The organism is Dehalococcoidales bacterium (assembly GCA_035529395.1).
Lineage (GTDB): Bacteria > Chloroflexota > Dehalococcoidia > Dehalococcoidales > Fen-1064 > DUES01.
This window is the reverse complement of record DATKWT010000147.1, coordinates 1-7,880: the sequence shown is the minus strand read 5'-3', so window position 1 is coordinate 7,880 and position 7,880 is coordinate 1. Positions and strand designations below refer to the sequence as shown.

Annotated in this window: 5 protein-coding genes; 2 read left to right on the top strand and 3 right to left on the bottom strand. The window is 55.6% G+C overall.

The window, feature by feature from the left end; all coding sequences use genetic code 11:
- Nucleotides 1-1,737: FAD-dependent oxidoreductase (locus tag VMW13_09485; protein ID HUV45047.1), on the bottom strand; the 1,737-nt coding region annotated here is incomplete at its 3' end.
- A gap of 174 nt (nt 1,738-1,911) precedes the next feature.
- Nucleotides 1,912-4,365 (bottom strand): AAA family ATPase, encoded by a 2,454-nt coding sequence (locus tag VMW13_09480; protein HUV45046.1) that lies wholly within the window; start codon nt 4,363-4,365, stop codon nt 1,912-1,914.
- Between the two features lie 354 nt (nt 4,366-4,719).
- On the opposite strand from VMW13_09480, the gene VMW13_09475 reads away from it, so the two are divergent.
- Nucleotides 4,720-5,487 carry a glucose 1-dehydrogenase gene (locus VMW13_09475; protein HUV45045.1) on the top strand — a complete coding sequence of 256 codons (768 nt, stop codon included), beginning with the start codon at nt 4,720-4,722 and terminating at the stop codon, nt 5,485-5,487.
- A gap of 18 nt (nt 5,488-5,505) precedes the next feature.
- On the opposite strand, the gene VMW13_09470 is transcribed toward VMW13_09475, so the two are convergent.
- Nucleotides 5,506-5,724 (bottom strand): NifU family protein, encoded by a 219-nt coding sequence (locus VMW13_09470; GenBank protein ID HUV45044.1) that lies wholly within the window; start codon nt 5,722-5,724, stop codon nt 5,506-5,508.
- Nucleotides 5,725-6,039: 315 nt separating this feature from the next.
- On the opposite strand from VMW13_09470, the gene VMW13_09465 reads away from it, so the two are divergent.
- On the top strand, nt 6,040-7,880 hold a 1,841-nt coding region (locus VMW13_09465), incomplete at its 3' end, for a DUF362 domain-containing protein (GenBank protein HUV45043.1).

Here is a 7,880-nt window from a genome sequence, read left to right as displayed (position 1 = left end):
CATTATCTTGCTATCGGCAATCTCTTCGACCCTGACGTTGTAGAGTACTTCGGGATTGCTCAACCTCTGGCCTTCAGGAGTGGCCCTGACCAGGTTGAGGTCTGTCAGCCTCCTGAGGAGATAGAACCGTCGCACGCCAGCGATATCGCTCCCCAGGGAGCCTTCACCGGACCGGCCCATGAGGACAACGTCCTTACCTTCCTCGGCGAGGGAGATGGCCAGTTCGGCACCAAAGAATCCCCAGACAACGACCTTCTGTCCGATGGAGCGGCGCTGTCTCAAGGCTTCGCCGTGGGTCAACACGCCGAATTTACCTTCAGCCACATCCGGTATTGTGGCTGTTGAACCCGCGGCCAGGATGACGACATCCGGTTTCATCCCGATGATTTCGTCGGCAGTGGCGTCCTTGCAGACCCTGACGTCCACTCCGAGCTTGCCCATCTGGGTGGACAGGTAGCGCGTGACATTGCCGAACTCACCGGTCAGAGGGTTGAGGCCGAGGTTGGCGACCATACCGCCAAGCTCGCTGCTTTTCTCGAACAGCGTCACCTGGTGTCCCCTGGTCGCGGCGATTCTGGCTGCTTCCATACCGGCGACGCCACCGCCCAGCACGAGGACCTTCCTGGTCTTCTCCGCCGGGGTCAGCGGTATCGGGTCGTCCTGGATATCATAGTTGATTGAACAGGGCCTGCCGCATCCGGCCTGGCAGCCGATGCACTGGCGGATATCCTCCGGCCTGCCCTCGAAGTACTTATTGGGAGTATCTGTGTCGCAGGTAACCTGACGCCCCATATAGATGATGTCCGCTTTACCTTCCTGCAGGAACCTCTCAGCCATATCCATATCCAGGATACTGCCAACGCCGATGACGGGAACATCGACCACTTCCTTTATGGCGGCAGCGTTCTCGATGAAGCATCCCCTCTCATAGTAGACCGGAATGGTGATACCGTGGGGCGAGTGCACTATCGAGCCCTGTGAAATGTCCAGGCAGTCTGCACCGGCCTCTACCAGTGCGGGTGCGATGTACTTCTGGGCGTCTGCTACCTGGATTCCGTCTTCACCCAGCAGTTCGTCGGCGTCCATCCGGGCGAATAATGGGTAGTCGTCACCGACGGCTTCCCGCATCGCGCGAAGAATGTCGGTGGGGAGGCGGAGGCGGTTCTCCCAGCTACCACCGTACTGGTCGGTACGGTGGTTGTAGAACGGAGAGATGAAAGAGCAGCACAGAGTCGCACCACCGTGGGCACAGTGCAGCTCGACGCAATCAATACCGGTCTCCTTGAGGAGCTTCGCGGCGGCGGCAAACTCCTTCACCTGTTGTTCGAGGTATTCCACTGTTACCTCGGTTGTGGGAATGATGCTCCCTGCCATCAGGTCGAACTGGCCCAGTTTGGCATGAGTCTCACTGGGGAAGGGAGACGGCGACGGGCCCTGTCCGCTCATCGGGCCGCCCTGCACAAGCTGGATACCAATCTTGCAGTCATACTGGTGCATCCGTTCGGCGAGACGGACAAATCCCTCTCTGGCTGTGGGCATTAAAACCATCAGCGGGACGAAGGAACCGGTCATGATAAATCCCAATCCTCCCTTAGCCCGTTCCTCGAACCAGCGGATTGTGAGGTCATTCACACTCCAATCTTCATTTCGAGGCATGTTCAGAAAGGGGGCAAAACCTATCCGGTTCTTGAGCTTCATCCCTTTGATTTCAAGCGGTTCCTGAATTTTCCTGCTCATACTGCTACTCCTTACCTATTATTGCCACTTTACCTTCCGGCTGTATTTCTCCTGGGGAGCCAGGTATATTCCATGACATCTCAAGCGATCGCACAGACCGCATTTTGCCATCTTTACCATATCGCCGTCAACAACGCCACGCAGCACTGGCGGGAAGGCCGGTTTCGGCTGGACTCAAGATTCGGTTTCCTTGTCATTCTTGTCCGTATCAGTCTTCTCTTCACCTTTGGAAAAGTCCCGCAGCTTCTCCGCCAGATTTACCAGGCGCTTCTGCACCCGGTCGTTTATAGAATCGACTTCGAAGGTGCCATCTTCCAGGAATTGACCGGCCTTCATTCCGGTAAGCACTTCAATTCCCTCATCTATCGTACTCACCGGGTAAATGTGGAACTTGCCTTCCCGGATTGCCTCGACAATGTCATCCTTGAGCATGAGGTTGTGGATGTTGCTTGCCGGTATCAGGACCCCCTGCGACCCATTGAGACCCCTGACACGGCATACCTCGAAAAATCCCTCTACCTTCTCGTTTATTCCACCTATCGCCTGCACCTCTCCATTCTGGTTGACCGAACCGGTCACGGCGATATTCTGTTTGATGGGCACCCCGGACAGGCGGGAGAGCAGGGAGTACAGTTCCGTGCTTGAAGCGCTATCGCCATCCACTCCTTCATAGCTCTGCTCGAAGACAAGACGGGCGGAAAGGGACAGAGGGATATCACGGGCATACTTCTCGTGAATATACCCGTTGAGTATCAGGACCCCCTTGGTGTGGAGTGGACCGCCAAGCTTGGATTCTCTCTCGATGTCAACCAGTCCTTCTCGACCCACGCCGACACTGGCGGTTATACGGCTCGGTTTCCCGAAGGAGAAATCACCCAGGTCATATACCGCCAGGCCGTTCACCTGGCCGACTGCTTCACCTTCTACGTCAATGATAATCATCCCGGTCTCTATCATCTCGTTGATGCGCTCCTGGATAAGGTTTGACCGATAGACCCGATGTTCTACAGCTCTATGAACATGGCTGGCTTCGATGGTGGAGGCCCCGTCTTCACCGGCATAGAAATTGGCCTCGCGGACAATATCAGCGATACTGGAAAACATCGTTGTCAGCTTGTCATGATTGTCCGCCAGCCTTGAGCTGTGCTCTATTATCCTGGCCAGGGCGTCGCTTCTCAGGTGTTTCATCTTTTCCTCAGTGCAGAGGCGGCACAGGACGGCGGCGTAGTCCTTAAGGTTGTCCTCGTTCTTGTCCATCTGGCTGTCAAAATCCGCCTTTACCTTAAACAGTTCCCTGAACTGGAGGTCCGACCGATGTAAAAGGTAGTAGAACATCGGCTCCCCGATAATGACAACTTTGACGTCAAGTGGAATAGGTTCCGGCTGGAGAGTCTTGGTTGACATAAATCCTAGCCGCTCTCCGATATCCTCGATGATAAGCTTGTTCTCGCGGAGGGTTCTCTTCAGGCCTTCCCAGGACTGATAATTGGTCAGCAGGTCTTCGACCCTTATTACAAGATACCCGCCATTAGCCCGGTGCAATGAGCCGCTTCTTATCATTGTGAAGTCTGTGTACAGGGCACCGAAATGCGCCTCTTTTTCAATACGGCCGAAGAGGTTGCTAAACGTGGGGTTAGTATCGACGACTACCGGGGCTCCCTCTAGCTCCGAATTGTCAACAAGCACATTGACCTCATATACTTGCAGAGCCTGCTTCCGGGCCTGTTCCTGCATCGCAACAGCCATGGGGTCGGCTCCCTCGGGTTTTTCATCTGACCGGAACTGCCCGAAGTTATCAATGATGTTTTTCTTGACTTCATCGAGGTAGTGTACTACCTGGGTGAGTTCGGTATACTTGTTCCTGAGCTCTTCGAAGAGATGGCTGACGGCGTAGGTAGCTACCTCATGGTCTGTGTCCTCGAGCTGTTTCTGAGCGTTATTCTCCTCGTTTTGTAGCTCTTCGAGTGTCTCTTTGAGCTCCGCGGTGAGCTCTTCCCGTGCCTGGCCTAGTTCATCCTTTTTCTCAGTGCTCAGGTTCTGGTAGTCTTCCTCACTCATTTGCTGGCCGTCTATGGCCGGTGTCAGAACCAGGCCAACCTGGGTGCTCTTCAGAAGCAACCCTCTCTCCCTGGCTTTCTCACTTACGACAGTGAATACCGACCCCCGTTTTCGGTTCAGTTCATCAGCTATCTCTGAACGCCGTTCACCGTATTCCTTACTACTGAACGCCTGCACGATGCTGCGGCGGACCTTGTCTACCAGGTCCCGCATGTCTTTCTGCAGGACCAGCCCGGTCCCGGCAGGTACTTCCAGAGCCCCGGGGCAGTATGAGTCCCGGAAGTTGTACACGTAGCACCAGTCGGAGGGGGCTGACTTCTGAGATGCCAGTGTCTCCAGGAATGACCGCATCACCGTCATCTTGCCGGTTCCGGCCGGTCCGGCAACATAGATGTTGAATCCGGTTTTCTGGATACTGAGACCGAATTTGAGAGCACTGAGTGCCCTGTCCTGGCCGATAATGGTGTCGATAGGCTTGAGGTCAGCGGTCGAATCGCATTCGAACAGGGCAGGGTCACATTTAGCCCTCACCTGTTCTGCGGTCAGTTCCTTTGGTATACTCGCAGGCATCGGCTACCTCCTTTATTCTGATTTGATGGTCGGCTTCCTGACATCAGGGAATTGGCATGTATCGCTATCATAGCAAATAATGTGCACATTGGTATAGTGCGGGACGGGCTGTTATGCTCTCGTTCAGATAGAAGGGTAACACAACAGGGTGAGGTATCGTGGTCACTGCCTGACAACTCACCTTCCCGGCAGGGAGAGTTAGTTTTCTTCTTGTGTGGCAACCGGCATCGACTATGCTGAAGTGTCACTAATGTACCGGGCGAGTATATGTTATTGACCCCCGGAGCAATAGGCGTTAGGATACGGCGGTAAGGAACTTCGCAATCTTGAAGTCAGGCAGAAAGGGGCAGAAAGATGGGACGTTTACAGGACAGGGTAGCCATAGTTGTTGGTGCCGGGACAAAGGGGGAAGGAATCGGTAATGGCAAGGCGGCCGCCGTGCAGTTTGCCCGTGAAGGAGCCCGGGTGTTCTGCGTCGATATCGACGGAGCTGCCGCTGATGCTACCAGAGATATGATTCGGGAGGAGGGCGGTCAGGCAGAGAGCGGTGTTGCCGATGTCGTCAAGGCTGGGAACTGCGAAGCCACGGTTGCCCGCTGTTTGCAGCTCTTCGGCAGGGTAGACGTTTTACATAACAATGTGGGGAGGAGTGTCGGTGGTGATGTTGTCGATGCCACCGAGGAGGACTGGGTCACGGCGTTTAATGTTAATGTGAAGGGGATGTTCCTGATGTGCAAGTATACCATTCCCCACATGATTGAAGCGGGGAGTGGCTCTATTGTTAATATATCGTCGACGGCAGCAGTACGACCGCTCCCAGGAGTAGCCTACACGGCTTCCAAGGGGGCGGTCAATCACCTGACGCTGCATATTGCCCGACGTTACGCTCGTAACAATATCAGGTGCAACTGTATCATGCCGGGCTACATAGATACCCCGCTGGTGCAACCGGTATGGCAGGACGAAAGAGTCCGTGACATAAATCTGAGGCAGGTCCCGATGAGACGTTTCGGTTCGCCCTGGGAGGTAGCCAGGGTAGCGGCTTTCCTGGCCTCGGACGATGCCTCCTATGTGACCGGGGTGATCATACCGGTAGACGGTGGGCTCATTCTGCACACCTAGACGTTTTCCTCACCGGCTCTAGACGCTGACCACTTCCTTGATATCGGGTACCTGTTCGCGAAGCACTCGCTCAATGCCCTGCTTCAGCGTAATAGTGGCCATCGGGCAGCCGCCGCAGGCACCGGTTAGCCTCACGCTGACCACACCATCAGCGACATCGATTAGCTCCACATCTCCACCATCTGCCTGAAGGGCTGGTCTTATCCTGTTTAGTACTGTCTGAATGTCCTCTCGCATTTTTGCTCCTCCTCCGGTCCTTTCTTAGAGCCCGGGAACAGTGGTATGTCCTTTTCACCAATCCACTTAAAGATAGTATAGAACACACCCCTGTTCCTGTATGCGACTTTCGTCTCATGCCGGTGCCGACCGACACTGATACCGGATGGTACACGAGATTTGACATCACGGCTGACGTGTAGTACCTTGTGGCAATTGTCTCTGTTGTGGTGCGGAATGGGTTCGTTTCTGCATTGCCGGTAAGACAGATTCACCGGTATTCGCAGGGAGTACCGGTCATTGTCATGTAACGAATGTCTGGAAGGAGAGAATGCAATGTCCTTTGAGAAGGGAATGAAGGTGGAGTCAAGTATCGGGGTGCTCAGTACGGATACCTCCGGTTCGCCGGTTGCTGCCGTCAGGATGGAACCCGGCCGCGCCTATGCCGGTATGCCTGTGCTGCTGCAGCGGGTTATCGATGAGGATAGCGCGGAAGCATGGGAAGAGATAAAGGGCAGAATAGACTACATCTATGCTGGCCTGGGCTATGCCCTCGGTAAGCTGGATGAGGAGACCGGCTTCACTGCCAGTGTTAAAGCGCAGGTCAAGCAGGGGAAGAAGCTGCTTTTCAAACCCAACCTGGTTGCGCCATTATGCATCGACCCGGCAACCCACGGTGAGGGGATGGGCCATACCACCTGTACGGAGTGGCCTTTCATGGCTGCCTTGATGCGCTGGTTCCACGACAAAATGGATATCTCCTATCACGAGATGGCGCTGGGAGAAGCCGCCAGTGCTACCTCGGCTGTGGGGGTCCTCTTCAGCCTGCAATACAACGAAGGTAAGCGGATCACCACCGAAGCTGTCATGGAGGGACGGAGCGGTGACTTCTACGGCGGCTGGGGCTTCTACTTCGTGCGGAGGTATCTGGCTGAAAGCCACGATGTATCACACGCGGATGACCCGATGAAGGGCTACCAGGAGAGTGTCTCCGGAGAGTACCTTCCCCCGGGCAGGGCGGGCGACAGACTGCTGGTTTATGACCTGAACCGCCTCTACGACAATGCCTCAAAGGGGAGGGTGGTGTCCGTCCCTGATGGGGCCAATTTCCAGGAGATAACCCTGCACAAGGCAATTGTTGGCGGCGACCCAGCGGATACGGAGGATATGAAGGACTACCCCGGGTGTGTACTGGTTAACGTGCCCAGGCTTAAGATCCACGCCCAGGACCTGCTGACCAACGCGGTCAAGAACCTGGGTATTGGCCTCTATCCCCAGGAGGCACCCTGCAATGATGGATCAGGCAAGCGCCGATGGTTGTACGGGTCCCCGGACCCCGTCCCGGGGATGAAGACGGAGCTTCCCCACATGCCCTGGATCCCGCAAATGGACGATGAGACCGGCCTTCCCATGAGGAACGAGAAGGGCGAGTACATTGTGACCAGAACACGCGGAATGCCGGGGACACAGGCGGACGTCATCCGGGCTACGCAGGACCAGGGCGTCTTTATGGTTCACGTTGTCGATGCCATCGAGGCCGTCAATATCAGCCATCAGGGGATGGGGGTGAGGGTACCTGAAGGGTTTGGACTGGCGTCGCTCAACATGGTAGCGCTGGATGTCATGTGTGCCCGCTACTGCTTTAAGACGGTGCCAATAGTTGAGGCCAGGCAGACACAGAAAGAGAGGGGCCTTCCCACGGAGTTCTTCCACAGGGTGCCGATCGCCAGGATCGATGGCAAGAACATAGTCACCGATGAGGACATTGACTCGCCGCTCTTCCGGTACGGTCTCTATCGGTACATGGAGGAGAGAGGAGTCGGACGACAACAGTATTATGTCGTTGGCTGGGACACCGTTACGGAAATGCCGATGGCCTCTTTGGAGGGACACCTCGGTAGAGTTGACGGGAAGGAGTTCCACGAGCTCATCACCACTACCATGTACTACAACTCGGCGTGTATGCTGTGGGACATGCAGCCGACCGTCCTGAGTTGGGCTGAGGCCAGTGACAGGCTGACCGGCTCCTCGCTGCTTAAAGAGATAATGGACGGCTATGACGAGAACGGAGACGGAGTCATAGACTACGACGAGAACGGCCGGAAGGGACACTGGACCCCGGTCATGAGGTTCGCAACTGCTGCCGGAGGTCTCACGGCAACCGCGCAGCATGACAG

Bases quoted from the DNA above. Each gene is read 5' to 3' on its own strand.
- VMW13_09480 (HUV45046.1), bottom strand. From the start codon at position 4,365: ATGCCTGCGAGTATACCAAAGGAACTGACCGCAGAACAGGTGAGGGCT.
- VMW13_09475 (HUV45045.1), top strand. From the start codon at position 4,720: ATGGGACGTTTACAGGACAGGGTAGCCATAGTTGTTGGTGCCGGGACA.
- VMW13_09470 (HUV45044.1), bottom strand. From the start codon at position 5,724: ATGCGAGAGGACATTCAGACAGTACTAAACAGGATAAGACCAGCCCTT.